Annotated in this window: 23 protein-coding genes, 1 tRNA gene and 1 pseudogene; 13 read left to right on the top strand and 12 right to left on the bottom strand. The window is 71.3% G+C overall.

Annotated features, from left to right (window positions below; translation table 11 throughout):
• Positions 1-22: 22 nt before the first annotated feature.
• The 3 genes from BLV72_RS16010 to BLV72_RS47930 all read right to left on the bottom strand — a co-directional run bounded on the left by BLV72_RS16010 (position 23) and on the right by BLV72_RS47930 (position 2,201).
• Positions 23-853, bottom strand: a complete 831-nt coding sequence (locus BLV72_RS16010) for an RNA polymerase sigma factor SigF (protein ID WP_093463016.1) — start codon at positions 851-853, stop codon at positions 23-25.
• Positions 854-1,041: 188 nt separating this feature from the next.
• Positions 1,042-1,875 (bottom strand): RNA polymerase sigma factor SigF, encoded by an 834-nt coding sequence (locus BLV72_RS16005; protein WP_059147253.1) that lies wholly within the window; start codon positions 1,873-1,875, stop codon positions 1,042-1,044.
• A gap of 161 nt (positions 1,876-2,036) precedes the next feature.
• Positions 2,037-2,201 (bottom strand): hypothetical protein, encoded by a 165-nt coding sequence (locus tag BLV72_RS47930; protein ID WP_165449176.1) that lies wholly within the window; start codon positions 2,199-2,201, stop codon positions 2,037-2,039.
• A gap of 227 nt (positions 2,202-2,428) precedes the next feature.
• Between BLV72_RS47930 and BLV72_RS16000 the strand changes: the two genes are divergently transcribed.
• Positions 2,429-3,454, top strand: coding sequence for a 6-phosphofructokinase (locus BLV72_RS16000; protein ID WP_093463014.1), 1,026 nt, complete (start codon positions 2,429-2,431; stop codon positions 3,452-3,454).
• A gap of 4 nt (positions 3,455-3,458) precedes the next feature.
• On the opposite strand, the gene BLV72_RS15995 is transcribed toward BLV72_RS16000, so the two are convergent.
• Positions 3,459-4,343: a universal stress protein gene (locus BLV72_RS15995; RefSeq protein WP_093463012.1), complete on the bottom strand. Its 885-nt coding sequence runs from the start codon at positions 4,341-4,343 to the stop codon at positions 3,459-3,461.
• Between the two features lie 301 nt (positions 4,344-4,644).
• On the opposite strand from BLV72_RS15995, the gene BLV72_RS48775 reads away from it, so the two are divergent.
• Positions 4,645-4,989: a hypothetical protein gene (locus BLV72_RS48775; RefSeq protein ID WP_093463011.1), complete on the top strand. Its 345-nt coding sequence runs from the start codon at positions 4,645-4,647 to the stop codon at positions 4,987-4,989.
• Positions 4,986-5,342, top strand: a pseudogene (locus BLV72_RS51530) (DUF6777 domain-containing protein); the annotation flags it as partial. The gene BLV72_RS48775 and the pseudogene BLV72_RS51530, both read left to right, overlap by 4 nt.
• Before the next feature lie 793 nt (positions 5,343-6,135).
• Here the strand turns inward: BLV72_RS51530 and BLV72_RS15975 are convergent.
• The 4 genes from BLV72_RS15975 to BLV72_RS47925 all read right to left on the bottom strand — a co-directional run bounded on the left by BLV72_RS15975 (position 6,136) and on the right by BLV72_RS47925 (position 7,778).
• Positions 6,136-6,222, bottom strand: a tRNA-Ser gene (locus BLV72_RS15975).
• A 68-nt stretch (positions 6,223-6,290) separates the two neighbouring features.
• Positions 6,291-6,791 (bottom strand): tRNA adenosine(34) deaminase TadA, encoded by a 501-nt coding sequence (gene tadA / locus BLV72_RS15970; protein WP_059148221.1) that lies wholly within the window; start codon positions 6,789-6,791, stop codon positions 6,291-6,293.
• Between the two features lie 101 nt (positions 6,792-6,892).
• Positions 6,893-7,429 (bottom strand): tRNA adenosine deaminase-associated protein, encoded by a 537-nt coding sequence (locus BLV72_RS15965; RefSeq protein ID WP_167746364.1) that lies wholly within the window; start codon positions 7,427-7,429, stop codon positions 6,893-6,895.
• A 181-nt stretch (positions 7,430-7,610) separates the two neighbouring features.
• Entirely contained in the window at positions 7,611-7,778 is a 168-nt protein-coding gene (locus BLV72_RS47925) for a hypothetical protein (protein ID WP_014061828.1), read from the bottom strand.
• 187 nt (positions 7,779-7,965) lie between these two features.
• Between BLV72_RS47925 and upp the strand changes: the two genes are divergently transcribed.
• Positions 7,966-8,601, top strand: a complete 636-nt coding sequence (gene upp, locus BLV72_RS15960) for a uracil phosphoribosyltransferase (protein WP_059148219.1) — start codon at positions 7,966-7,968, stop codon at positions 8,599-8,601.
• Positions 8,602-8,632: 31 nt separating this feature from the next.
• Here upp and BLV72_RS15955 read toward each other — a convergent pair whose 3' ends face one another.
• Both BLV72_RS15955 and BLV72_RS15950 read right to left on the bottom strand, forming a co-directional pair.
• Complete coding sequence (locus BLV72_RS15955; protein ID WP_208906033.1) at positions 8,633-9,310, bottom strand: LytR C-terminal domain-containing protein; 678 nt, start codon at positions 9,308-9,310, stop codon at positions 8,633-8,635.
• A 156-nt stretch (positions 9,311-9,466) separates the two neighbouring features.
• On the bottom strand, positions 9,467-9,766 hold the full coding sequence (locus BLV72_RS15950) for a type II toxin-antitoxin system VapB family antitoxin (RefSeq protein WP_014061825.1): 300 nt from the start codon (positions 9,764-9,766) through the stop codon (positions 9,467-9,469).
• Between the two features lie 350 nt (positions 9,767-10,116).
• On the opposite strand from BLV72_RS15950, the gene BLV72_RS15945 reads away from it, so the two are divergent.
• The gene (locus BLV72_RS15945) at positions 10,117-11,706 is read left to right on the top strand and encodes an SDR family oxidoreductase (protein WP_093463003.1); all 1,590 of its coding nucleotides are present in this window, start codon (positions 10,117-10,119) and stop codon (positions 11,704-11,706) included.
• 45 nt (positions 11,707-11,751) lie between these two features.
• Here the strand turns inward: BLV72_RS15945 and BLV72_RS15940 are convergent, their stop codons facing one another.
• Complete coding sequence (locus tag BLV72_RS15940) at positions 11,752-13,026, bottom strand: cytochrome P450 (RefSeq protein WP_093463002.1); 1,275 nt, start codon at positions 13,024-13,026, stop codon at positions 11,752-11,754.
• Between the two features lie 222 nt (positions 13,027-13,248).
• On the opposite strand from BLV72_RS15940, the gene BLV72_RS15935 reads away from it, so the two are divergent.
• Both BLV72_RS15935 and BLV72_RS15930 read left to right on the top strand, forming a co-directional pair.
• On the top strand, positions 13,249-13,662 hold the full coding sequence (locus BLV72_RS15935; protein ID WP_059148214.1) for a BlaI/MecI/CopY family transcriptional regulator: 414 nt from the start codon (positions 13,249-13,251) through the stop codon (positions 13,660-13,662).
• 3 nt (positions 13,663-13,665) lie between these two features.
• A complete protein-coding gene (locus BLV72_RS15930) occupies positions 13,666-14,613 on the top strand; it encodes a M56 family metallopeptidase (protein WP_093463001.1) in 948 nt (315 codons plus the stop codon).
• Positions 14,614-14,664: 51 nt separating this feature from the next.
• On the opposite strand, the gene BLV72_RS15925 is transcribed toward BLV72_RS15930, so the two are convergent.
• On the bottom strand, positions 14,665-15,120 hold the full coding sequence (locus tag BLV72_RS15925) for a tellurite resistance TerB family protein (protein ID WP_093462999.1): 456 nt from the start codon (positions 15,118-15,120) through the stop codon (positions 14,665-14,667).
• A 229-nt stretch (positions 15,121-15,349) separates the two neighbouring features.
• On the opposite strand from BLV72_RS15925, the gene BLV72_RS15920 reads away from it, so the two are divergent.
• From BLV72_RS15920 to BLV72_RS15895, 6 genes are all read left to right on the top strand, one after another.
• On the top strand, positions 15,350-16,564 hold the full coding sequence (locus tag BLV72_RS15920) for an acyltransferase family protein (RefSeq protein WP_107417415.1): 1,215 nt from the start codon (positions 15,350-15,352) through the stop codon (positions 16,562-16,564).
• 111 nt (positions 16,565-16,675) lie between these two features.
• A complete protein-coding gene (locus BLV72_RS15915) occupies positions 16,676-18,994 on the top strand; it encodes a terpene synthase family protein (RefSeq protein WP_342030665.1) in 2,319 nt (772 codons plus the stop codon).
• Positions 18,995-19,186: 192 nt separating this feature from the next.
• Complete coding sequence (locus tag BLV72_RS15910; protein ID WP_093462998.1) at positions 19,187-20,611, top strand: amidase; 1,425 nt, start codon at positions 19,187-19,189, stop codon at positions 20,609-20,611.
• A gap of 89 nt (positions 20,612-20,700) precedes the next feature.
• A complete protein-coding gene (locus BLV72_RS15905) occupies positions 20,701-22,002 on the top strand; it encodes an NAD(P)/FAD-dependent oxidoreductase (protein WP_244320783.1) in 1,302 nt (433 codons plus the stop codon).
• Positions 22,003-22,158: 156 nt separating this feature from the next.
• Positions 22,159-22,617 (top strand): SRPBCC family protein, encoded by a 459-nt coding sequence (locus BLV72_RS15900; RefSeq protein WP_093462996.1) that lies wholly within the window; start codon positions 22,159-22,161, stop codon positions 22,615-22,617.
• Between the two features lie 147 nt (positions 22,618-22,764).
• Entirely contained in the window at positions 22,765-23,544 is a 780-nt protein-coding gene (locus BLV72_RS15895; RefSeq protein WP_093462995.1) for an IclR family transcriptional regulator, read from the top strand.
• Positions 23,545-23,636 lie beyond the last annotated feature (92 nt).

The following is a 23,636-nucleotide window of genomic DNA, read 5'->3' as shown; positions in this document are numbered from 1 at the left end:
ACAGGGCGACCGGGCGGTCGGCTCAGTCCGAGATCAGACCCTCGCGCAGCTGGGCCAGGGTCCGGGTGAGCAGCCGGGAGACATGCATCTGGGAGATCCCGACCTCTTCGCCGATTTGCGACTGCGTCATATTGGCGAAGAAGCGCAGCATGATGATCTGGCGCTCGCGCGGCGGCAGTTTGGCCAGGAGGGGCTTGAGCGACTCGCGGTACTCCACGCCCTCCAGCGCGCTGTCCTCGTACCCCAGCCGGTCGGCGAGCGACCCCTCGCCGCCGTCGTCCTCGGGGGACGGGGAGTCCAGCGAGCTGGCCGTGTAGGCATTGCCCACGGCGAGCCCGTCGACCACGTCCTCCTCCGAGACGCCCAGCGCGGCGGCGAGCTCGGGGACGGTCGGGGAGCGGTCGAGCTTCTGTGACAGCTCGTCACTGGCCTTGGTGAGCGCCAGTCGCAGCTCCTGCAGGCGCCGCGGGACCCGCACCGACCAGCTGGTGTCGCGGAAGAACCGCTTGATCTCGCCGACGACGGTCGGCATGGCGAACGTCGGGAACTCCACGCCCCGTTCGCAGTCGAAGCGGTCGATCGCCTTGATCAGGCCGATGGTGCCGACCTGGACGATGTCCTCCATCGGCTCGTTACGGCTGCGGAACCGGGCCGCCGCGTAGCGGACGAGCGGGAGGTTCAGCTCGATGAGGGTGTCACGGACGTAGCCGGCCTCCGCACTGTCCTTGTCGAGTGTGGCGAGCCGCAGGAAGAGGGAGCGGGAGAGGGTGCGGGTGTCGATGGCGTCGCAGTCGTCAGGCATGAGCGGTGCATCGTTGTTGAGCACCTTCGAGCTGCCCAGTTCTACGGACATGCCACCCCCTAGAGGTCGCGGACGGATCCCAGCTGCGCGGTTCGCGTCCGACGCAGCCTCCCCCTGAATACCGGAGGTCGGGCCGCCCCAAACGCGGTTCCTGCAGAATGTCACATGTCGGCAACACGCTGTAGCGCCAAGTCGACATTACAGCCTTGGGGTGCCGGGGCGCAGGTCCCTCGCAAGGATCAGGACTCGATCCGATTTGCGGACCTGAGCCTGGCGAAGCTGCGGGACAGCAGCCGGGACACATGCATCTGGGAGACGCCGAGCTCGGCGCTGATCTGAGATTGCGTCAGATTGCTGTAGTAACGCAGCAAAAGGATACGCTGCTCGCGCTCGGGCAGTTGTACGAGCAGATGGCGCACCAGATCGCGGTGCTCGACTCCGGCGAGCGCCGGATCCTCGTAGCCGAGCCGGTCGACCAGCCCGGGCAGTCCGTCGCCCTCCTGGGCGGCCTCCAGGGACGTGGCGTGATAGGAGCGGCCCGCCTCGATGCAGGCGAGCACCTCCTCCTCGCTGAGCTTGAGCCGCTCGGCGATCTCGGCCGTCGTCGGGGAGCGGCCGTGCAGCACGGTCAGATCCTCGGTCGCGCCGTTGACCTGCACCCACAGCTCATGCAGCCGGCGCGGCACATGGACGGTACGGACGTTGTCGCGGAAGTAGCGCTTGATCTCGCCGACGACGGTCGGCATGGCGAACGTCGGGAACTGCACCCCGCGGTCCGGGTCGAACCGGTCGATCGCGTTGATCAGGCCGATGGTGCCGACCTGGATCACGTCCTCCATGGGTTCGTTGCGGCTGCGGAAGCGGGCCGCGGCGTAGCGGACCAGCGGGAGATTGGCCTCGATCAGCGCGGCGCGCACACGGGTGTGCTCGGGGGTTCCGGGAGTGAGGCCCGAGAGCTCGGCGAAGAGCACCTGGGTGAGCGCTCTGGCGTCAGCCCCGCGGCTTCTGCCGCTTTCGCTGCCGCCATCGCCCTGGGGCGGGGTTCTGGGCGCGGTACGGGCCGACACGGTCACGCCACCCCTTCACGATTACTCACCCGGCAAAAGCGGTCATAGCATCACAAGACATGTGCACTGTGTGCAAGCACCGCTTTACCACGTGTTGGTGGAGGAATCGCCCAATAAGGGGCTAATGAGAGCGGTAGTTCGAGGGGTGGGAGCGGGGTGGAACGAGGCTATTTGGTCAGTTCCGTCATGAACTCGCCGACGCTCGTCGCGGCGTCCGATATGCCCTCGAAACCGACCTGGACGAGGTCGGCCGCCCTGGCCGGCGTCTTGATGATCGTGTACAGCACGAAGACGATCAGCATATAGAGCACGATTTTCTTCGCCTGGGCCATCTGTGCTGCCTCTCCCGCTGTGCCCTTGTGCAGTCGCGAGAGTCTATCCACACCTCTGGCGCATCAGTCGTATCAGTCGGATGAACAGACTGGTGTTGTGAAAACGGTCCTTCGCCGGTGTGGGCGCCGCGCTACAAATGGGTGGATTCTGGAGAAAGAAGGGGTGACACGAGTGGCGCCAGAAGCAGCGGCGGCAGCGGCTCGCGGCGTCGGCGGAGGGAGCGGAGATGCGTGTCGGTGTGCTGACCGGCGGCGGTGACTGCCCCGGGCTCAACGCCGCGATCCGCGGCATCGTCCGAAAGGGCGTGGAGGTCCACGGCTTCGAGTTCGTCGGAGTGCGGGACGGCTGGCGCGGCGTGCTCGAAGGAGCCATCGTGCCGCTGGACGTCCCGGCCGTGCGCGGCATCCTGCCGCGCGGCGGCACCATCCTCGGCTCCTCCCGGACCAACCCCCTGGCCAGCGAGGACGGGGTCGGCCGGGTGCGGGAGACCCTCGCCGAGTACGAGGTGGACGCGCTCATCGCGATCGGCGGCGAGGACACGCTGGGCGTCGCCGCGGCCCTGGGCGGCGAGGGCATCCAGGTGGTCGGAGTGCCCAAGACGATCGACAACGACGTGGCCGGCACCGACTACACCTTCGGCTTCGACACCGCCGTCAATATCGCCACCGAGGCGATCGACCGGCTGCACACCACCGCCGAATCCCACACCCGCGCCCTGGTGGTCGAGGTGATGGGGCGGCACGCCGGCTGGATCGCGCTGCACTCGGGCATCGCGGGCGGGGCCAACGTCATCCTCATCCCCGAGCAGCCCTTCGACATCGGCCAGGTCTGCGCCTGGGTGGAGAACCGCTTCAAGATCAGGTACGCACCGATCGTGGTGGTGGCGGAGGGGGCCGTGCCGAAGAAGGGCCAGATGGTGGTCAAGGACTCCAGCCGGGACGAGTTCGGCCATGTCCGGCTGTCCGGTATCGGCGAGTGGCTGGCCCATGAGATCGCCGATCGCACCGGCAAGGAGGCCCGCACCACGGTCCTGGGTCATATCCAGCGCGGTGGGACGCCCAGTGCCTTCGACCGCTGGCTGGCCACCCGATTCGGGCTGCGCGCGATCGACACCGTCAAGGATCAGGACTTCGGCACGATGGTGGCGCTGCGCGGCACGGACATCGTGCGCATCCCGCTGGCGGAGGCCACGGCGGGCACCAAGACCGTCGATCCCGCGCTCTACTCCGAGTTCGGGGTGTTCTTCGGCTGAGCGCTCAGAGCGCGGGATGCGGCACGACCGCCACCGGGCAGTGGGCGTGGTGCAGTACGGGATGGGCGACCGGCCCCAGCCGCAGCTCGGTCGGCCGGGTGGCCGCACGGCGCCCGATCACCAGCAGCCCGGCCCGCTCCGAGGCCCTCACCAGCGCCTCCGCCGGATTGAGCAGAATGACGTCCGGCACCACCGTGACCTCCGGATATCTCTCCCGCCACGGTCGCAGGGCGTCGGAGACCACCTGGCTCTCCTGGTCCTCCCACATCGCGCGGTCCTCCTCCAGCACCGTGAGCATCCAGGCCGACGGGGAGGCCGGGGGCAGCGCCCACGCATGCACGACCCGCAGCGGCACGCCCCGCTCCTGTGCGGCGCGGAACGCGAAGTCGGCCGGGGCCTCCGCCGGGGCATGGGCGTCGAAGCCGAGCCGCACCTCGCCGGTAGGCCCACCGTCCCATCCGCCGCCCGTACGGCGCGCCTCCGGGACCGTGACGACGGGGCACTGAGCCATCGCCGCCACCCGCAGCGCCACGGAGCCCAGCGCCAGCCCGTCGAAGCCTCCCCAGCCCCGGGTCCCGACCACCAGCAGCCCGGCGCCCGCGGCGGCCGCGAGCAGCGCCTCGGCCGGTTCGGCGGCGGTGTGCTCCCCGACGATCTCGAGGTCCGGATCGCGCGCCCGGAAGTCGGCGACCGTCTGCCCGAGCATCTGCTCGCCCACGTGCTGCCAGGCGTCCGCCCCGGGCACCGGCGAGACCCGGCGCGGCAGCGGCGGACTGGCGTGCACGAGCCGCAGGACGCGCCCGCGTCGCGCCGCCTCCCGGGCGGCCCATTCGGCCGCCGTAAGGCTGCGCCGCGATCCGTCGACCCCCGCCACGACAGCGCCGCTCATCCGGGTCCTCCTCGGCCGCCGTCCGTTCTCCGGTCCGCTCCCCTGCCAACTGGAGCAGGTCCGTTTAGTCTAGATACGCGGCGAACATCCGACATGGTCGGAGGGGGCGTCGCACGCAGACCGCGAGGGGCAGCGACCGCCCCCGGTCCGGGCCACCGGACCGGGGGCGGTTCTGCGAGCGGCGGCGGGCAAACCCGGGCCAAGTCCCCCAAAAGCGGGGTGAGATGTCAAGGTTTCGGGGGAAGCGGGGGCGTGCGGGGCGAGCGCAGGATGGGGGGCGAGGTAAGGGAAGGAGAGGGAAATGCGCTCGATCTCATGGCACCTCACCTCACGTCGCTCAGCACTCTTCGTCGGTTTCGTCGTCGTGGTGGCCGTCGTGGTGGTCCTTGGGATGGTCTCCTCCTCCGAAAAGGCCTCCGGGAAAGCCTCCGGACAGGCTTCCGGGGAAGCCCCCCGATTCGCCTCGACGGTCGAATACCGGCGCGAACCCGTCGGAAGGACCTCGGTCCCCGCGTTCACCTCCTCCGTCGGCCATGACCGCAAACACGTGGTCTCGCCGTCCAACGGAGGCCGGGCCTTCCGCGGCGACACCCCGGTCTCTACGCCGGCGTCCGGAACCGGCAGCCCTGCGACCGGCAGGGACTGACCCATGACCTCGACGCCGACAAGAAGAGGGGGGCCGCCTGGAGCCGGGTCCAGCACATCGGCCAGGACGACATCCCCGGCTTCGTCCAGCGGCTCACGAGCGTCACGCTGCGCTCCGACACCTATGCGAAGACCTACGGCTACCGCGGCGGGGTGAAGCCGGTGTCCGCCGTCCTCCAGGCCGGAACGGCGGTTTTCGTCGATGAGCACGGCGCGCCCGTCGTGAAGTGCGACTCCGGAAATCCCGTAAGGGTCTCGGCCCCGCCGCGCAACGCCAAGCCGACCTTCACCGGGCCCCAGTGGAACGGTTTCTCCCGGACCACGGTGACCGTCATCCGGCCGGCCACGAAGGACATCAAGCACCTCGTCCTGGTGGCGACCGGCAAGACCGAACTCCTGAAGCGCCCGCTCGGCGACGGTGACGGCAGCGGGAACCCGCGCGACACGGTGCTGGCACGGGCCGACTACCCGTCCTCCCTGGCGATGCCGGGCGAGCAGCACGCCCCGCGGCTGCGGGAAGCGCCGAAGGTCAGCCTGAAGCCGTCCGACCGGTTCACCCCGCTGGAGACCGATCGCCCGTCCGGGACCCCCTCGCAGCAGTCGCAGCCCTCCGACCAGCCCACGGATCCGGGCCAGCAGCCGCAGGACCAGCCCACGGACCCGGGCCAGCAGCCCCAGCCGCAGGACCAGCCGTCCGATCCGGGCCAGCAGCCCCAGCCGCAGGACCAGCCGTCCGATCCGGGTCAGCAGCAGCCGCAGGACCAGCCCTCCGATCCGGGTCAGCAGCAGCCCCAGGACCAGCCCACGGATCCGGGCCAGCAGCAACCCCAGCCGCAGCCCCCGCCGAACCAACCTCCGCCCAATCAGCCGCCCCCGAACCAGCCGCCTCCCAACCAGCCCCCGCCGAACCAACCTCCGCCGAACCAGCCCCCGCCGCAGCCGCCCCGCCCCCGAACCAGCCCCCGCCCAACCAACCGCCTCCGAACCAACCGCCCCCCAACCAGCCCCCGCAGGACCAGCCACAGCAGCAGCCCGACCCCAACCAGCAGCAACCCCCGGAGCAGCCGCCCCCGTCCTGACGGGATGGGACGACCCCGCACACACGTAGGGCCCGGCTCATACGAGCCGGGCCCTACGTTCTCAGCGGCGGTAGCGGTGGGATTTGAACCCACGGAGGAGTTGCCCCCTCACGCGCTTTCGAGGCGCGCTCCTTCGGCCGCTCGGACACGCTACCGAGGGAGAGCCTAGCGGACGGGTGGCCGGGAACCGAAATCGGTTACGGGGCGGACCCGGGCGCAGGGGTCAGGACTTGCGGAAGAAGGTGGTCAGGGGGGCCGCGCACGCCTCCGCCAAGACGCCCGCGATGACCTCGGGGCGGTGGTTGAGGCGGCGGTCGCGGACGACGTCCCAGAGGGAGCCGACCGCGCCGGCCTTCTCGTCCACGGCGCCGTAGACCAGCCGGTCCAGGCGGGACAGGACGATCGCGCCGGCGCACATCGTGCACGGCTCCAGGGTGACCACCAGGGTGCAGCCGGTCAGCCGCCAGCCGCCGAGGTGGTGGGCCGCGGCTCGGAGGGCGAGGACCTCGGCGTGGGCCGTGGGGTCGCCGTGGGCCTCGCGCTCGTTGCGGCCGCGGCCGAGTACCGAGCCGTCCGGGCCCAGCACGACGGCGCCGACCGGCACATCTCCCGTCTCGGGTGCCCGTACCGCCTCCTCCAGCGCCAGGCGCATCGGAGCGCGCCAGGGATCGCGCAGGGGGTCGGGTTCGGGGCCGGGCAGGAGGCCGGTCAGCGGATCGGTCATGACGTCAGTGTGGATCGGTTCGTGCGGATCGGTTGCGTCCGCGGTTCGGGTGGATCACTTGGATCGGTGCGGTGACGGGGTGGGTGGCATGGCTGCGGCGGTCAGCGCACCGCCTCCAGCCCCTCCATGCTGCAGCCCAGCATCTCGGCGATCGATTCGAGGGCGTCCCCGTCGAGGGACTTCAGCTCCTTCTCGTCCATGCCGTAGTCGGCCAGGATGTCGGCGTCGCCGAGCGGGCCGAGCGGGACCGGAGCGTCGTCCGCGTCCTCGTCCTCCCGGTCCGGCTCGCCGTCCTCGGTGCCGTCCAGGTCGACCAGGCTGTCCAGATCGTCGTCGGGGTCCCGGCCGAGCAGCTCGTCGGTGAGCATCGAGCCGTACGAGGTGCGGGCGGCCGCTGCCGCGTCCGATACGTAGATGTGCGGGTCGTCCTCGCCGTCCACACGGACGACGCCGAACCACGCGTCTTCGTGCTCGATGAAGGCCAATACCGTGTCGTCGTCCTTGGAGGCCAGACGGGCCAGTTCGATCAGATCCGTCAGGGTTTCCACGTCATCGAGCTCTGTGTCGCTCGCTTCCCACCCTTCTGCGGTGCGCGCGAGCAATGCGGCGAAGTACACCGTGACTCTCCCACTGGTCATAGGCGTGCCGGGGGCGGGCGGGACAGTGTCCCGCCCCAATCGGAATCGTGGCAGAAACCGTCGCGTCGCGAGAGGTCTTCCACGCTGCGTCGTGCACCAGTCCAAAGAGATGTGGCTCACGCGGACGGAATCGAAACGCGCGGAAACCCCCTCCGGCGGTTCGGTGGAAGCCCACCGGGACTCACCAGGAAAACGTCCGCATGTGTATCGCCCGGCGCATCCGGGCCGCGCGGGCCTGGCGGGGACGCACCCGGTTCCGCACCGCTCTGGCCTCGTTCAGCGCGCGCAGGAAGCGGTCGCGACGGCGGCGGCGTTCCGCGGAGGTTTCCTTCGCGGTCGCGTCGGCCATGGTCAATCACTCCTCGGGGCCGAGGTGTCGCCCGGGGCACCCCGGGCGCTGCTGCCCACTTTCCCCCGAAACGGCGGTTTGATTCCAGTGCGGCGGCAGACGGTTGAGCGCGGGGGAGGCGCACGGAGGGGGCGGACGGGGTCACCGGCGGCAGCCGGGCTCCGGAGGCTCGGTTAGTGTCGTCGCCATGCGGATCCACGTCGTCGACCACCCGCTGGTGGCGCACAAACTCACCACGCTGCGCGACAAGCGCACCGACTCCCCCACCTTCCGGCGGCTCGCCGACGAGCTGGTGACCCTGCTCGCGTACGAGGCCACACGCGATGTGCGCACCGAGCAGGTCGACATCCAGACCCCGGTGACGGCCACGACCGGAGTACGGCTGTCCCATCCGCGCCCCATGGTCGTGCCGATCCTGCGGGCCGGTCTCGGGATGCTCGACGGCATGGTGCGGCTGCTGCCCACCGCGGAGGTCGGCTTCCTGGGCATGATCCGTGACGAGGAGACGCTCCAGGCGTCCACCTACGCCACCCGGATGCCCGAGGACCTCTCCGGCCGTCAGGTGTACGTCCTGGACCCGATGCTCGCCACCGGCGGGACGCTGGTCGCGGCGATCCGGGAGCTCATATCGCGGGGCGCCGACGACGTGACCGCGCTGTGTCTGCTGGCGGCGCCGCAGGGTGTCGAGCTCATGGAGCGCGAGCTGGCGGGCGCGCCGGTGACGGTGGTCACCTCGTCCATCGACGAGCGGCTCAACGAGCAGGGGTACATCGTGCCCGGGCTCGGCGACGCGGGCGACCGGATGTACGGGAGCGCGGGCTGAGTACCGCTTGAGGGTGCTCTGACGCGATCGGTCAGCGGCAGGGCTTTCCGGAGGGCGCGGGCGAGGGCTTGGCCAGGGCGGCCAGCGCCTTGTCGGCGTCCTTCTGCTTGACCAGGTCCTTGAAACCGTTGCCGATGATCAGGTCGATGTCCTTGCCGTTGCGCGCGTCGTTCTTGGTCTGGGCGCCGCTGAGCTGCGTGCCGAGCACGTTGAAGGCCCCGTCGCCGGCGCCGGGGGCGCCGAGCAGCATCCCGGTGGTCTTGACCTTCTTGTCGTACTGGGCTGGGGCGTTGCCCACCTTCCCGATCTTGAAGCCGCGCTTCTCCAGCTCCTTCGCGGTGTCCTTGGCGAGGCCGGAGCGCGTGGTCGCGTTGTAGACGTTGACCGTGATCTGGGAGGGCTTCGGCAGCTTCCCGCCCGTACGGCCCTGCCGGCCGCCCTGACCGCTCTGGCCGCCGTCGGACCGGCCGGACTTCGCCTTCTCGTCGGGGCGCTTGTCGCCGCGCTCGCAGTCCCCGGTGCCGTGCGCCGCGCGGACCGTCTGGTCGTCGCTGTCGCCGGAGAAGACGTCGATGAGCTGAAGCGTTCCCCAGCCGACCAGGCCGAGCGTCAGGACCGAGCCGAATGCGGCGAACATCAGCCGTCGGCGGCTCCGGGGTCGACTCATCCGCGGGTAGCGATCGCCCGTAATGCGGTACTTTCCGCCCATGCCGGGAGGGGTCAGCATGCTCATGAGCGCAGCGTAGTGCGACCAGGTGGCGATGCCTACTAAATGATCAATGGTTGGTGCTCAGACCAACCCGAAAGGGTCAACAGAGATCGGAAGTCGATCAGCGACGATCGGTCACCGGGGGTGCGGGCGCGGTCAGCCCTCGAGCTCCAGGACCCGCGCGTGCAGCACCTGGCGCTGCTGGAGCGCGGCGCGCACCGCCCGGTGCAGCCCGTCCTCCAGATAGAGGTCGCCCTGCCATTTCACGACATGGGCGAAGAGGTCCCCGTAGAACGTCGAGTCCTCCGCGAGCAGCGTCTCCAGGTCGAGCTGCTGCTTCGTCGTGACCAACTGGTCAAGACGTACCGGGCGTGGGGCGACATCCGCCCACTGGCGGGTGCTTTCCCGTCCGTGGTCGGGATAGGGCCGACCGTTTCCGATGCGCTTGAAGATCACACGGAAAGCCTACCGGCCAAGCCCCTCCCGGCGCAGCCAAGGCGCCCGAGTGCCGGGTCCGGGCCGATCTTCGCCCGGATCGGAAAAACGGAAAAAATGCTCGAAAGGGGCTAGGCGCTCAAAGGGGGGCGGAGTAACGTGAATAACAGTCTGCGGGGCGAGCGAGGGAGCTCGACCGGAGAGGCGCTCAGGACAGAGGACGTCAGTCCCCCGGAGCGTTTCCTAGATGGCCGGGCTGAGAGGCTCGAAGGTCGGGGAGACCGGAAAGCGACCTCCACTACCTGATACGGACAATGCCGCCGAAGGGAGCCCACCTCGCAGGTTTTGTCCTGCCCGCGCACCATGGCCTCATGGCTGTTCCCGAGCGTTCGCCGGAGCCGCACCGTGAGCGCGGTGCGCAGGAGCCGCGCCGCTGTCTGGTCGCCGGGGCCACCGGCTATATCGGCGGCAGGCTGGTGCCCGAGCTGCTGGCCGCGGGCCATCAGGTGCGATGTGTGGCCCGCTCGCCCGAGAAGCTGCGCGACCACCCCTGGGCGGGGCGGGTGGAGACCGTACGCGGCGATGTGACCGACGAGGAGTCCGTCGGCGCCGCCATGGAGGGCGTGGACGTCGCGTACTACCTGGTGCACGCGCTGGGCACCGGACCCGGCTTCGAGGAGACCGACCGCCGCGCGGCCCGGATCTTCGGCGAGCGGGCCCGGGCGGCGGGGGTGCGCCGGATCGTCTATCTCGGCGGGCTGACCCCGGGCGGGGTCCCCGAGCGCGCGCTCTCGCCCCATCTGCGGTCCCGGGCCGAGGTGGGCCGGGTGCTGCTGGACTCCGGGGTGCCGACGGCCGTGCTGCGGGCCGGGGTGATCGTCGGCTCGGGCTCGGCCTCGTTCGAGATGCTCCGCTATCTCACCGAACGGCTGCCGGTGATGGTGACGCCCCGCTGGGTGCACACCCGCACCCAGCCGATCGCCGTCCGCGATGTGCTGCGGCTGCTGGTGGGCTGCGCCACGCTGCCCGACGAGGTGCACCGGACCTTCGACATCGGCGGCCCCGACGTCCTCACCTACCTCGACATGATGCGGCGGTACGCGGAGGTGACCGGTCTGCGGCGGCGTCTGGTCGCCCCGGTGCCGGTGCTCACCCCCGGGCTGTCCAGTCTCTGGGTCGGCCTGGTCACGCCCGTACCGGGCGCCATCGCCCGCCCGCTGGTGGAGTCGCTGCGCCATGAAGTGGTGTGCGCCGAACGGGACATCGTCCGCTATGTGCCGGACCCGCCGGGCGGGCCGCTCGGCGTGGACCGGGCGCTGGAGCTGGCCCTGCGCAGGGTCCGCGACGCGAAGGTGGCCACCCGCTGGTCCTCCGCCGCCACCCCCGGAGCGGCCGGCGATCCGCTGCCCACCGACCCCGACTGGGCGGGCGGCAGCCTCTACCAGGACCGCCGCGCCCGCGCGGTGGACGCCTCGCCGGAGGACGTCTGGCGGGTGGTGGAGGGGATCGGCGGGGAGAACGGGTGGTACTCGATGCCGCTCGCCTGGGCGCTGCGCGGCTGGATCGACACCCTGGTGGGCGGCGTCGGGCTGCGCCGGGGCCGCCGGGACGCGGCGCGGCTCAGGGTGGGGGACAGCCTCGACTTCTGGCGGGTGGAGGAGGTCCTGCCGCCCCGGCTGCTGCGGCTGCGGGCCGAGATGCGGCTGCCGGGCCTGGCCTGGTTGGAGATGATGGTCGACCGGAACGCGCGGGGCGGGACGGTGTACCGGCAGCGGGCGCTGTTCCATCCGCGCGGCCTCGCCGGACATCTCTACTGGTGGTCGGTCGCGCCGTTCCACGCCCTCGTCTTCGGCGGTATGGCCCGGAACATCGCCGCCCGGGCCGAGAAGGACGTGGCCGGGAGGGGCACGGGCGGGACGGACGCGGCCGGGACGAGTACGCCGGCGTCCCGCTCGCGGTGAACCCCGCCGTCGGCCCGGCGGGCCCCGGGTTGCTGAGCCCCGCCGTCACCGGGACCCGTTCGAGGACCCGTTCGGGGATACGTTCGGCCGTAGTCCCTCCAGGGCGATCGGCAGATGCCGTGGCCCGCGCAGCACCGCGTTGCGCCGGTAGGTCGGCGGGTCCTCCAGCAGCCGGGGCCGGTCCAGCCGCCGGGCCAGCTCGGTCAGCGCGATCTGCGCCTCCAGCCGGGCCAGCGGGGCGCCGAAACAGCTGTGGATGCCGCTGCCGAAGCCGAGGTGCTGGTTGTCCCTGCGCTGCGGATCGAACCGGTCGGGGTCGAGGAAGCGCTGCGGATCGCGGTTGCCCGAGGCGAGCAGCAGCCAGACGGGCGCCCCCTTGGGGATGGTCACGCCCGCGATGTCGATCTCCGAGAGCGGGGTGCGCTGGGGAAGCATCTGCACCGGCGGATCGAACCGCAGCAGCTCCTCCACCAGCGGGACGACCAGATGGGGATCCTTGCGCAGCCGGGCGAGCACATCGGGGTTGCGCAGCAGGGTCAGCATGCCGTTGGTGATCAGGTTGACGGTGGTCTCATGGCCCGCCACCAGCAGCAGCGCCGCGGTGCTCAGCAGCTCCACACGGCTCATCCGCCCCTCCGGGCCCTGCCCGTTGACCAGGTCGGAGAGCATGTCGTCGCGGGGTGCGCGCCGGCGCTCCTCCATCAGCTCGGACAGGTACATCGCCAGTTCCGTACGGGCCTGCCGGGTGATCCGCCGCCGCTCGGCGGCGTCCGCGTCCGGGTCGGGGTCCAAACTGGCGGCGAGGGTCTCGGCCCAGGCGTGGAAGCGCGGCTCGTCCTCCCGCGGCACCCCGAGCAGCCGGCAGATCACGGTCACCGGGAAGGGGTAGGAGAAGTGGTCGACGAGATCGATCCGGTCCCCGCCCTCGAAGCCGTCGATCAGCTCGCCGACGATACGGGTGAGTTCGCCGCGCATGGTGTGGAGCCGGCGCGGGGTGTGCGGCGGGCCGAAGGGCGCCATCGCCAGCCGGCGCAGCCGGTCGTGCTCGGGCGGGTCCAGCCGCAGGAAGCTGGGCGGCAGCCCCGGGTCGTCCTCCTCGACCAGCTCCGGCGCGGCCTCGGGGTCCAGGTTGCGCGCCTCGGAGCTGAGCCGGGGGTCGTGCAGCAGACCGTGGATCTCCCAGTAGGTGGAGACGATGTACGGGCCCTCCTCGTCGTGCACCACGGGCGTTTTGCGCAGCTCTGCGTAGATCGGGTACGGGTCGGCACGATGGGCGTAGTCGGTGATCTGCCGCGCGAGTGAGCCTTGCGTCTGCGTCATGGCTGAGTGAGTTCCTTCGTCGGGGTCGTCCCCCTGCTCAGCATCGGTGAGGCGGCCCGGGGTCGCGCGTACAGCCCGGCCAAAGGGGCGAACGCACGACCGGGGCCCGGGGAAGGGGCGGCGGCGGCCCGGCCGCGGTCCGGGGAAGAGGAGGGCGGCGGTCCGTCGCTCGCTACCATGTAGCGCCACGCGCCGGGCGCGTGCGGTGTGGAAGGAGACGGTGTGACGGACCACGACCGGACCGGCGGGCCCGGCTGGCCCCGCCGCCCCCGTCGGCGTGGCCAGGGCGAACTGGAGGCGCAGGTGCTCGCGGCGCTGCGCCGGGCGCCGGGGCCGGTGACCGCCGCATGGGTACAGGAGCGGATCGAGGGCGAGCTCGCCTACACCACGGTCATGACCATCCTGTCCCGGCTGCACGCCAAGCAGGCCGTGACCCGTGAACGCGCGGGCCGCTCCTTCGTCTGGCGGGCGGCCTCGGACGAGGCGGGGCTCGCGGCTTTGCGGATGCGCCGGGTGCTGGACGGCCAGGACGACCGGGGGGCGGTTCTGGCCAGCTTTGTGACCGGGCTGACCCAGGACGACGAGCGGCTGCTGCGCGACCTGCTGAGCGACGTGGCGGAGGAGCCGGAGGACTGACCGATGGGTGTCTTCGTCTTCCTCCCGCTGGTTCTGCCCTTGACGGCGCTGCCGATCGCCCGGCTCGCCGAACAGCATCTCCACCCGCGCACCGCCACCCGGCTGCTGACGCTCGTCGGCACCGTCCTTACGGTGTGCTCCACGCTGTGCCTGGGGCTGCTGATGGTCGTCGGCACGGCACAACTGCCGGGCAATCCGCTGCCGGACAGCTGGTCGGACCCGGAAGTACGGGCGGCGGTGCCCTGGGACGCGGTGGCCGGAAAGGCGGCGATCGGCGCACTGGTGGCGGTGGCCGTGTCCTGTACGGCCACCTGTGTGCGCCATGTACGGGTGCGGCGGGACGCCCGGCGCGCGCTCGCCGGGCTGCCGGAGTCACCGGTCGCGGTGCTGCCCGACGACAAGGCGTACGCGTACGCGCTGCCCGGGACCTTTGGGCGGCCGGGGCGGCCGGGCCGGATCGTGGTCTCCACCGGGATGCTGGACAGCCTCAGCCCCCACGAGCGGCGGGCCCTGATCGCGCATGAGCGCGCCCATCTGACCGCCCACCACCACCGCTATCTGCTGGCCGCACAGCTCGCGGCGCGGGCCAATCCGCTGCTGCGGCCGCTGCGGGCCGCGGTGGACTACTGCGCCGAGCGCTGGGCGGACGAGGAGGCGGCCCGGGAGGTCGGCGACCGCCGGGTCACGGCCCGGGCGGTCGGCAAGGCCGCCCTGGTCTCCCAGGGCGCGCCGGGCCCGGCGCTCGCCGGGTTCGCCACGCCGGGGCCGGTGCCGCGGCGGGTCGCGGCGCTGCTGGGGCCGGTGCCGCCGTCCCGGCACTGGCCGCCGACGTGGACGGCGGCGGGGCTGGCCCTGTGGATCGCGGCGGTGGGCACGGCCGCGTCCGCCCTCTCGTCGGCGAACGCGGCGGTCGCCCTGGTCCTCGTCCTGCACGCCGCGACGCCGCTGTAGGACGTACGGCTTGTCGCCGACGACGTGCGGCTCACGGCGTGCGGGGCCGCCTTACAGGTCGAACTCGGCCGGCGGGAGCTCCAGGGCGTAGCACGCCTCGCGGACCATGGCCTGCTCGGTCTTGTCGAAGTCGCCGTCGGCGCCCCCGATGACGATGCCGATCTGGATCACGGCGCGCGCCTCGGCGGGCTTCTTCTTGGCCTTGGCGACCTCCTGCATCACGCTCACCTTGCCGAAGTCGAAGTCGGTGGTGAGCTTGTTGAGGTAGTCGTTGAAGCGCCGCTGCAGATCGTCGGCCGGGAAGTTCTGCAGCACGTCATTGGTGGCGATCAGCTGGGCGACGCGCTGCCGCTCGGACGGCTCGACCGAGCCGTCCGCCGCCGCCACCAGGGCACACATCGCCATGCTCGCGTCGCGGAACGCGCCGCTCTTCAAGTCGTTCTTCTTCTCGACGAGCTGAGTCTGCATCGTCTGGGCGGATTCCTTGAGGCGGTCCCACAGGGCCATGGCCACTCACACTCCATAGGGTCGTCAGTATCTACAGTTGTGTAGAAGTTAGCAGGCTGGGCCGGTCAAGGCCGGGCGGATCGGCCCTCTTCGTCGCTCTCTGAACTTCCCGGAGGGGTAAAGAAGTTCCCAAGTTGGGGAGGTGAAGGATGCGCTGGGCTGGGCGTAAACCGTCGTACGCGAGAGCTGAGCCTTTTCGGGCGAGGCGCGGCGGGCGCCACTATGGTGCGTGGAATGTTCCACTCCGCAACCCTCCGCCGAAACCTGGAAAGAGGCGGGATTTTCCCCGCAGGTTCCCCGGGAGGCCGTATGTGATGAACGTCTCCTCCTTACTGCCCGCGCGGCGGGCACCGGCGACCCCGCCCCCCGAGGCGTTACCGGCCTCGCCCCCGCGCCGAAACAACGTGACGCGTTCTTCGACAACGCCAAGTACCTGGCGATCGTGCTGGTCGCGATGGGACATGCGTGGGAGCCCCTGCGGGGCGGCAGCAGAGCGGCGTCCGCGCTCTATATGACCGTCTACACGTTCCATATGCCGGCGTTCGTGCTCATCTCCGGCTACTTCTCGCGGAGTTTCGATGTCCGGCCGGACCGGCTCAAGCGCCTGATCACGCAGGTCGCCGTCCCGTACCTCCTCTTCGAGGTCGCGTACACCCTCTTCAAGCGGTGGGCGGACGACGATCCGTCCTATCCGATCACCCCGCTCGACCCCTGGTATCTGACCTGGTTCCTGATCGCGCTCTTCGTCTGGCGGCTGACCACGCCGCTGTGGCGGATCGCCCGGTGGCCGGTGGCGCTGGCGCTCACCGTCGCCGCGCTCGCCACCTGCTCCCCGCGGATCGGTGACGACCTCGATCTGCAGCGGGTGCTGCAGTTCCTGCCCTTCTTCGTGCTGGGGCTGCATCTGCGGCCGGAGCACTTCCGGATGCTGCGGCGACGCGAGGTCAGACGGCTGTCCGTGCCGGTGGCCGCCGCCGCGGTGGTCTTCGCCTACTGGGCCGTGCCGCGGATGAACCCGGCGTGGTTCTACCGCCGGGACAGCGCGCAGGAGCTCGGTGCGCCGTGGTGGGGCGGGCCGGTGATGACGTTCGCCCTCTTCGGCTGCTCCATGGTGCTCACCGTGTGCTTCCTCGCCTGGGTGCCCCGGCGCCGGATGTGGTTCACGGTGCTCGGCGCCGGGACGCTGTACGGCTATCTGCTGCACGGCTTCCTGGCCAAGGGTTCCCGCTTCTGGGACTGGTACGACCACCCGTGGCTGCACCGGCCGCTGGGGGAGATCGCGGTGACGGCGGTGGCGGTGGCCGTGGTGACCGCCCTGTGCACACCGCCCGTCCAGCGGATGTTCCGGTTCGCGATGGAGCCGCGGATGGCATGGGCCTTCCGGTCGACCGAGCGGTCCGTCGGCGGGGCCGCCGCCGACCGGCCCGGCAGCGCATTCGTATGACTAATGGGGCTTTCGGATAGGCCGGGAGTGGCATGGGTAGCCCGTAGCCGACCCCGGCCCGCAGCCGGACGGCTACGGGCCACCGTCGCACGGAGAGGTGCCGGCCCAGCAGTGACACAGCCCTTTCAACTCCCCGAGTTCTACATGCCGTACCCGGCCCGGCTGAACCCCCACCTCCAGGAGGCACGGGAGCACTCCACCCAGTGGGCCCGCGCGATGGGAATGCTCGAGGGCTCGGGGATCTGGGAGCAGGAGGATCTCGACGCCCACGACTACGCCCTGCTGTGCGCGCACACCCACCCCGACTGTTCCGGCGCGGAGCTCGCGCTGATCACGGACTGGTATGTGTGGGTCTTCTTCTTCGACGACCACTTCCTGGAGACGTTCAAGCGCTCCCAGGACCGTGAGGCCGGTAAGGCGTATCTCGACCGGCTGCCCGCCTTCATGCCGATGGACCCGGCCGCCGGGACCCCCGAGCCCACCAACCCGGTCGAGGCGGGGCTCGCGGATCTATGGGCGCGCACGGTGCCCTCGATGTCGTCGGACTGGCGGGCCCGGTTCCGGGAGAGCACCGAGAATCTGCTCAACGAATCGCTCTGGGAGCTCTCGAACATCAACATTCACCGGGTCCCCAATCCGGTCGAGTACATCGAGATGCGCCGTAAGGTTGGCGGCGCGCCCTGGTCGGCCGGGCTGGTCGAGCATGCGGTGGGGGCCGAGGTGCCGGCGGTGATCGCCGGGTCGCGGCCGATGCGGGTGCTGCGGGACGCCTTCGCGGACGCGGTGCATCTGCGCAACGACCTGTTCTCCTACCAGCGGGAGATCGAGGACGAGGGCGAGCTCAGCAATGGCGTCCTGGTCCTGGAGACGTTCCTGTGCTGCACCACCCAGGAGGCGGCCGACTCCGTCAACGAGCTGCTCACCTCACGGCTGCGGCAGTTCGAGGACACCACGCTCACCGAGCTCGGCCCGCTCTTCGCCGAGCACGGCCTGGACCCGGTGGCCTGCGCGGGCGTCCTCGCCTACGTCAAGGGGCTCCAGGACTGGCAGTCCGGCGGCCAGGAGTGGCATATGCGCTCCAGCCGCTATATGAACGGGGCGAACGAATCGGGCGGCGCTCACGCCGCCGGCGAGGCGAGCGGCACCGGCCAGGCGGCCACACCCGGGGCGTGGTCCCCCTTCGCGCTCAGCGGCCTCGGCGTCTCCGCGGCGAGCCTTCCGCTGACCACCGGCCGGGCGGAGACGGCCAGGGCGCGTACGTTCAGCCATGTCCCGTTCCAGAAGACCGGGCCGTCCCTGCTGCCGGACTTCTTCATGCCGTTCCCCCTCCGGCTCAACGCGCATCTGCCCACCGCCCGCCGCCATCTGACCGACTGGGCACACCGGATGGGCATCCTCGAACCGCAGCCCGGCATCCCCGGTGCGCAGGTCTGGGACGAGGAGCGGCTGCTCGCCGCCGATCTCCCGCTGTGCGCTGCGGGCATCCACCCGGACGGCTCCCTGGACGAGCTCGACGTGGCGTCGGGCTGGCTGGCCTGGGGCACCTACGCGGACGACTATTACCCGGCGGTCTTCGGCCGCACCCACGACCTGGCCGGAGCCTGGGCGTGCAACGCCCGGCTCGGGGAGTTCATGCCGCTCGACATGGGCCCCACCCCCGCCCCGGCGACCGCGCTGGAGCGATCGCTGGCCGATCTGTGGGCCCGTACGGCGGCCCCGATGGAGGACCCGGCGCGCCGCGATCTGCGGCAGTCCATCGAGGACATGACCGCAAGCTGGCTGTGGGAGCTGGCCAACCAGACCAAGAACCGGATTCCCGACCCGGTCGACTACATCGAGATGCGCCGGCACACCTTCGGCTCCGAGCTCACCATGAGCCTGTGCCGGCTGGCGCGCGGACGGCGGGTGCCGCCCGAGATCTACCGCAGCGGCCCGGTCCGGTCGCTGGAGAACGCCGCCATGGACTACGCGACGCTGCTGAACGACGTCTTCTCGTACCAGAAGGAGATCGAGTTCGAGGGTGAGATCCACAACGGCGTCCTCGTCGTCCAGAACTTCTTCGACTGCGACTATCCGACCGGGGTCGCCGTCGTGAACGATCTGATGACGTCCCGGATGCGTCAGTTCCAGCATGTCGCGGAGCATGAGTTCCCGGTGCTCTACGACGACTTCGGCCTGGCGCCGGAGGCCCGGCGGGCGATGGACGGCTATGTGCGGGAGCTGCGCCACTGGATGACCGGGATCATGAACTGGCACCGGGAGGTCCCGCGCTACCGCGAGGCGGAGCTGCTCCGCGTGCAGCGGCGGCCGGTGGGGGCCGGGGCCGGATCGGGGGCGCGGCCGGTGGCCCCGTGGCACGGGCCCACCGGGCTCGGCACCTCGGCCGCGCGGATTCCGATGCCCGCCGGGCCGGTCGGAGCACGTCCGTAAGGACCTCGGGGTCGGTCGCCCCGCCGTGTCCGACGGGACACGGCGGGGCGACCACTTGCCGGACTGACCGGACTGACCGGACCGACCGGGGCCGACCGGACCGATGACCCGACCCCAGGTGCTCTTCCCTCGACCGGCCGCTTCTCGAACCATGGGTTCCGTCCCTGGGCCCCGTAAGGAAGGCGAGCGACCGTGACGACGACGGATGACGACCTCTGCTTCAGGACCGCGCTGGACCTCAGCCGCCTGCTGCGCACCCGCGAGCTGTCCGCGCGCGAGCTGCTCGAGGCCCATCTGGCCCGTATCGAACGGGTCAACCCCGCCGTCAACGCGATCGTCACCCTCGTCGCGGACCGTGCCCGCGAGGCCGCCGAACGGGCCGATGAGCGGACCGCGGCGGGGGAGGAGCTCGGGCCGCTGCACGGGCTGCCCATCGCCCACAAGGACACCCACAACACCGCGGGCATCCGCACCACCCATGGCTCGCCGCTCGCCGACGGCGTGCCCGACCAGGACGATCTGCTGATCGAACGGATCCGGGCCGCCGGGGCGATCACCATCGGCAAGACCAACGTGCCCGAGTTCGGGGCCGGTTCGCACACTTTCAACCCGATTTTCGGCGCCACCCACAACCCGTACGACCTGGGCCGCAGCGCGGGCGGCAGCAGCGGGGGCGCGGCGGCCGCGCTGGCCTCCGGCATGATCCCGATCGCGGACGGCAGCGACACCGGCGGTTCGCTGCGCAACCCGGCCTCGTTCTGCAATGTCGTCGGTCTGCGCCCGTCGCCCGGGCGCGTCCCCGGCTGGCCCGCCGCGACCGCCTGGAGCACGCTCAACGTCAGGGGCCCGCTGGCCCGTACCGTGGCCGACGCCGCCCTGCTGCTGTCCGCCGTCGCCGGACCCGACGCACGGTCGCCGATCGCCCTGGAGGAGCCCGGCGCCCGCTTCGCCCGCCCTCTGGACCGCGATCTGACGGGGCTGCGGGTGGCCTGGTCGCCGGATCTCGGGGGGCTGGTGCCGGTCGAGCCCGAGGTGGCCGCGGCGGTCGAGTCGGCGGTCGAGGTCTTCGGCGACCTCGGCTGCGTCGTGGAGCGGGCCTGCCCGGACCTGACCGAGGCCGAGGAGGTCTTCCGTACGCTGCGCGCCTCGATGTTCGAGGTCGCCTTCGGCACGCTCATGGACCGCCACCCCGACGGCCTGAAGCGGACGATCCGGGAGAACACCGAGGAGGGGCGCAAGCTCAGCGGGCCGGACGTCGCCCGCGCGGAGGTGCTGCACACCCAGCTCTACCACCGCGTCCGGGAGTTCTTCGGCCGCTATGACGTGCTGCTGCTCCCGGTGAGCCAGGTGCTGCCCTTCGACGTCGGCATCGAGTACCCGACCGAGGTCGCCGGGGTGGCCATGGACGACTATCTGGACTGGATGCGCTCGGCGTATCTGATCAGCTCGACCGGCAGTCCGGCGCTGTCCGTACCGGCCGGGTTCACGCCCGGCGGGCTGCCCGTCGGGCTGCAGATCGTCGGGCCGCACCGGGCGGACTTCGCGGTCCTCCAGGTCGGCCACGCCTTCGAGCAGGCCACCGGGCACTGGCGGCGGCGCCCGGCGGGCCTCGGGTGACCAAGGGGGCACACCAGGGCGGCGGGGCGGTGCCGCGCCCGGCCGCTACCGCCGATGATGGCGTTCCACCCATGGGAAGGAGCACCTCCGTGCCCTCTGCCACCGGCTCGTCCCGTGCCACCGGCTCGTCCCGTGCCACCGGACCGTCCCGCCCACCCCGCAGCGCCATCGTCATCGGCGCCGGCATGGTCGGCCTCGCCACCGCCTGGTCGCTGCGGAACCACGGCGTCGAGGTCACCGTCGTGGAGCGGCGTCACCCCGCGGCCGGGGCGTCCTGGGGGAACGCCGGCTGGCTGTCCCCGGCCCTGACGCTGCCGCTGCCCGAACCGGCCGCGCTCCGCTACGGGCTGCGCAGCCTGGTCTCCCCCGAGTCGCCCGTCTACGTACCGCCCCGGCCCGATCCCCGGCTCGCCCGCTTCCTGCTCTCCTTCACCCGGAACTGCACCCCGCGCCGCTGGCGGGTCCTGGCCGCCACCTTCGCCACGCTGAACCGCCATGCGCTGGAGGCGTACGACGCCCTCGCGGCGGACGGTGTCGCCGAGCCGACCCGGCCCGCCGAACCCTGTCTGCTCGCCTTCCGCACCGCGGCCGAGCGCGCCGCGATGGCCGAGGAGCTGGAGCAGGCCCGCGCGGCCGGTTTCTCGATCGCCTACGAGCCGATCGACGGGGACCGGGCCCGCGAGCTGGAGCCGACGCTCGGCGACGGCATCGGCGCGGCCCTCGAACTCCACGGCCAGCGCTATCTGAACCCGGGGAACTTCGTCCGGGCGCTGGCCGACGCGGTGCGCGAGCGCGGCGGCGAGATCCTGGAGCGGACGGAGGTGTCCGGAATCCGGGACCTCGGGCAGGGCGTGGCCGTCACCACCTCCCGGGGCCAACTCCGCGCGGATGTCGCCGTCGTGGCCACCGGCGCCTGGCTGGACGGGCTGGTCCGGCCGTTCGGGGTCCGGGTGCCGGTCCAGGCCGGACGCGGCTACAGCTTCAGCGTGCCGGCCGAGGGCGCCCCCACCCGTCCCACGTATCTGGCCGCCCAGAAGGTCGTCTGCACCCCGCTGGGCGAGGGCCGGGTGCGGGTCGCCGGGATGATGGAACTGGCTCCCGTGGAACGGCCGGTGGACCCGCGCCGCATCCAGGCGATCATCGCGGCGGCCCGTCCGCTGCTGCGCGGTATCGACTGGGAGGCCCGTAAGGACACCTGGGTCGGCGCCCGGCCCTGCACCCCCGACGGACTGCCCCTGGTCGGCGCGACCGCCTCCCCGCGCGTCTACGTCAACGGCGGCCACGGCATGTGGGGCGTGGCCCTCGGTCCGCTCAGCGGACGGCTGCTGGCCGACGCCATCGCGACCGGCACCTCCCCGGCCGAGCTGGCACCGCTGCATCCGCTGCGCTGATCCGCGGCCGTCCCCGGGCTCTGCCTCCGCCTCTGTTCCTGTCGTCTCCTGCGTCTCCTGTCGTCGCGTCGATCGTCCGGGGAGGGCATGTTTTGGCGCGGCGCTCTCGGAAACCCGCCGTGGTGAGCGACACGACCACATCGAAAGGAGTCACCGATGAGCACCGTGCGGGAGTCCGTCGAGGTTGGGGTTCCGCTCCACACCGCCTACAACCAGTGGACGCAGTTCACCGAGTTCCCGAGGTTCATGGAAGGCGTGGACCAGGTCACCCAGGTGGACGAACGCCACAACCACTGGGCGACCTCCATCGCCGGTGTGCACCGGGAGTTCGACACCGAGATCGTGGATCAGCTTCCCGACGAGCGCATCGCATGGCGCACCACCTCCGGTGATGTGCAGCAGCAGGGCCTGGTGACCTTCGAGCCCCTCGACGAGCGCCACACCCGGGTCAATCTGGCCCTGGTCTTCCAGCCGAGCGGGATGGCGGAGAAGGCCGCGGACATGACCGGGACGCTCGACCGGCGGGTGAAGGGGGACCTGCGGAGGTTCAAGGACTTCATCGAGCGGCGCGGCGAGGCGGAAGGCGCCTGGCGCGGCCGGATCTCCCCCGGCTGACCCCACCGCGCGGTCGGTTCTCCCCCGGCCGGCCGCGCCGATTCCACCCGGGTCCGTAAGGGCGCCGACCGCACCGGTCGGCGCCCTCACGTGCGTCCGATCCCTCAGATCTTGCTCATCCGGTCATACCGGGAGCAAGCTGTATATATGGGTGTTCACACGGCGCCTACGCTGATCACATCCGTACAGCGGGCCTTCCGGCTGATGGAGGCGGTGGGCGCGCATGAGGGCGGTGCGCCGGCCAAGCGGCTCGCACGGGAGACGGGGCTGCCGCTGCCGACCACGTACCACCTGCTGCGGACGCTGGTCCACGACGGCTATGTGCACCGGCTGGACGACGGCGGTTTCGTGATCGGCGACAAGCTGCGCACCCTCGAGTCCGGAAGCCGGGAACAGGCGCTGCTCGCCCGGGTCCGGCCCACCCTGACAGCGCTGCGCGATGAGCTCTCCGCCGCCGCCTACCTCACCTTCTACGACGAGGGCGAGATCCGGGTCGTGGAGATCGTCGACGGCCCGCAGGCGCCCCGGGTCGATCTGTGGGTGGGGTGCGAGGACGCCGGGCACGCCACCGCGCTGGGCAAATGCGTACTGCGCGAGCTGGATGACGACGCCCGCTACGAGTATCTGTCCCGCCATCCGCTCGTCGATCTCACCCCGCGCACCGTCACCCGCTCCGACGATCTGCTGCGCCGGCTGGACTCCCCGACCGGCAGTCCGCTGGTCGCGGACCTGGAGGAGTACGCCCTGGGCACCGTCTGCTTCGCGGTACCGATCTCCTGCGGGGACCGGCTCGGCTCGCTCGGGATCTCGCTGCCGACGGCCCGGCTGGCCCGGCTGGCCCGGCTGGATCCGCACCGTGAGCTGTTCCGGACCCACCTGGTTCCGACGGCGAACCGGGTGAGCAGGCACCTCTCGCTCACTATCTGAAAACGCCGCCCTTGCCGAACCTATGGAATCGCTGTTTCTCTGAATGTAACGGACATCTCCGGTACCACTTGTCCCCAGTGGAAGAGAGCAGC

Source organism: Streptomyces melanosporofaciens (assembly GCF_900105695.1).
GTDB classification, from domain to species: Bacteria; Actinomycetota; Actinomycetes; order Streptomycetales; family Streptomycetaceae; genus Streptomyces; species Streptomyces antimycoticus.
Note: the sequence above shows the minus strand (reverse complement) of the source record. Positions and strands in the feature narration are given on the sequence as shown.

What these genes read in the sequence shown, in the direction of transcription:
- BLV72_RS16010 (WP_093463016.1), bottom strand. Translation starts at nt 853, where the DNA reads ATGTCCGTAGAACTGGGCAGCTCGAAGGTGCTCAACAACGATGCACCG.
- BLV72_RS47930 (WP_165449176.1), bottom strand. Translation starts at nt 2,201, where the DNA reads ATGGCCCAGGCGAAGAAAATCGTGCTCTATATGCTGATCGTCTTCGTG.
- BLV72_RS16000 (WP_093463014.1), top strand. Translation starts at nt 2,429, where the DNA reads ATGCGTGTCGGTGTGCTGACCGGCGGCGGTGACTGCCCCGGGCTCAAC.
- BLV72_RS15995 (WP_093463012.1), bottom strand. Translation starts at nt 4,343, where the DNA reads ATGAGCGGCGCTGTCGTGGCGGGGGTCGACGGATCGCGGCGCAGCCTT.
- BLV72_RS48775 (WP_093463011.1), top strand. Translation starts at nt 4,645, where the DNA reads ATGCGCTCGATCTCATGGCACCTCACCTCACGTCGCTCAGCACTCTTC.
- tadA (WP_059148221.1), bottom strand. Translation starts at nt 6,791, where the DNA reads ATGACCGATCCGCTGACCGGCCTCCTGCCCGGCCCCGAACCCGACCCC.
- BLV72_RS15965 (WP_167746364.1), bottom strand. Translation starts at nt 7,429, where the DNA reads ATGACCAGTGGGAGAGTCACGGTGTACTTCGCCGCATTGCTCGCGCGC.
- BLV72_RS47925 (WP_014061828.1), bottom strand. Translation starts at nt 7,778, where the DNA reads ATGGCCGACGCGACCGCGAAGGAAACCTCCGCGGAACGCCGCCGCCGT.
- upp (WP_059148219.1), top strand. Translation starts at nt 7,966, where the DNA reads ATGCGGATCCACGTCGTCGACCACCCGCTGGTGGCGCACAAACTCACC.
- BLV72_RS15955 (WP_208906033.1), bottom strand. Translation starts at nt 9,310, where the DNA reads ATGGGCGGAAAGTACCGCATTACGGGCGATCGCTACCCGCGGATGAGT.
- BLV72_RS15945 (WP_093463003.1), top strand. Translation starts at nt 10,117, where the DNA reads ATGGCTGTTCCCGAGCGTTCGCCGGAGCCGCACCGTGAGCGCGGTGCG.
- BLV72_RS15940 (WP_093463002.1), bottom strand. Translation starts at nt 13,026, where the DNA reads ATGACGCAGACGCAAGGCTCACTCGCGCGGCAGATCACCGACTACGCC.
- BLV72_RS15930 (WP_093463001.1), top strand. Translation starts at nt 13,666, where the DNA reads ATGGGTGTCTTCGTCTTCCTCCCGCTGGTTCTGCCCTTGACGGCGCTG.
- BLV72_RS15925 (WP_093462999.1), bottom strand. Translation starts at nt 15,120, where the DNA reads ATGGCCCTGTGGGACCGCCTCAAGGAATCCGCCCAGACGATGCAGACT.
- BLV72_RS15900 (WP_093462996.1), top strand. Translation starts at nt 22,159, where the DNA reads ATGAGCACCGTGCGGGAGTCCGTCGAGGTTGGGGTTCCGCTCCACACC.
- BLV72_RS15895 (WP_093462995.1), top strand. Translation starts at nt 22,765, where the DNA reads ATGGGTGTTCACACGGCGCCTACGCTGATCACATCCGTACAGCGGGCC.